This is a genomic window from Acetobacter pomorum (assembly GCF_002738225.1).
Lineage (GTDB): Bacteria > Pseudomonadota > Alphaproteobacteria > Acetobacterales > Acetobacteraceae > Acetobacter > Acetobacter pomorum.
Window position 1 is genome coordinate 1 of the sequence record NZ_PEBQ01000050.1, and the last position, 1,129, is coordinate 1,129.

The 1,129-nt window shown below is 46.4% G+C and carries 1 protein-coding gene; it reads left to right on the top strand.

Features of this window, described 5'->3' with window-relative positions; all coding sequences use genetic code 11:
• Window positions 1-167: 167 nt before the first annotated feature.
• On the top strand, window positions 168-818 hold the full coding sequence (locus tag CSR02_RS03560; RefSeq protein ID WP_143225529.1) for a hypothetical protein: 651 nt from the start codon (window positions 168-170) through the stop codon (window positions 816-818).
• Window positions 819-1,129 lie beyond the last annotated feature (311 nt).

A 1,129-nucleotide genomic window follows, 5' to 3' on the forward strand; every position in this document is an offset into this window, starting at 1 on the left:
TAATGATAAATCTGCCAATCAAGCAGAAGTTCCGACAACAACGCGGACAGATCCAGACATTCCGCTTACGCTCTCATGTCGGTCATTAGGATTACATTGATTTAGTCCGCAATGCGGTCAATCATATCGCTATGTCGATATCACCTTTAAATTTGGACTCTCGTATCATGAGTAGAAATCCGCAGCTCGATATATCTATCTCACGGGGAGATGTGTACCAGGAAGGCATTGGCTCAATCGAACAGGCATCCGTATTTGGTGAAGCTGCTCTTCAAGAAATACTCAAGGACAAGAAAAAGCAGCTCGCGCGCTACGTTCGAACTCGCTCAGACAACCCGGAGAGCAAGGAAAAACATCCTGTTTCATTCGATAATGAAGCTCTCAGGAGAATGCACGTCACAAGCGTTGAGGACTCACTTTACGAGTTGCGAAACGCCTTCGCGCTGTCAGCCTATCATTTTTGGGAGACGTCGATCTATCGGTGGTATCTTGAAGATAATCCGAGGGAATTTTCCAAAAATCTTGGTCCATACGCGAAGTTGAAAAGCGTGATGGCCGAATTGCATAAACGTGACCCGGGCATACCGAATGCGCCGGATTCTCATCTTGAAGCCGTATGCCGTCTTGCGAATATTTTGAAGCATACCAGCAGCACTTCGTGTGAGTGGATGAAAAATCACGCCCCACCCGAACTACAGTCTATCAAGGATCAGATCGGGCAAATGCCACCGGGGCGGTCTGTGAGGCTCACCAACGAGCAGCTAACATGGATATTCAATATTATCCGACGCTCTGGACCAGGATATCGTGCGAACTAACGAAATTGATTACGTTAGCTGGTGATTACCGAATTGGAGCTACCATCCCGTAATCCATGCGTAGTCCCAAAATGCCATGGACCACGTAATCTTTACGGAATGTCCGCGCTAAGCAATTTACCAACCCGGAACCGACCTTCTGCTTTCCCCTCATTGCTGACATCGAACGGATCTTTGTCACGATATAGGCCTGCGTGAAACGGGTGGCCTGTCACCTAATTAAGGAACTTCGACAAACCTCTGTCGAAATTCCTTAATTATGTTAGTCAATATTCTGAAATTTCAGCACGTTATTAATTCCCTTAATTATG

Bases quoted from the DNA above. Each gene is read 5' to 3' on its own strand.
- CSR02_RS03560 (WP_143225529.1), top strand. From the start codon at position 168: ATGAGTAGAAATCCGCAGCTCGATATATCTATCTCACGGGGAGATGTG.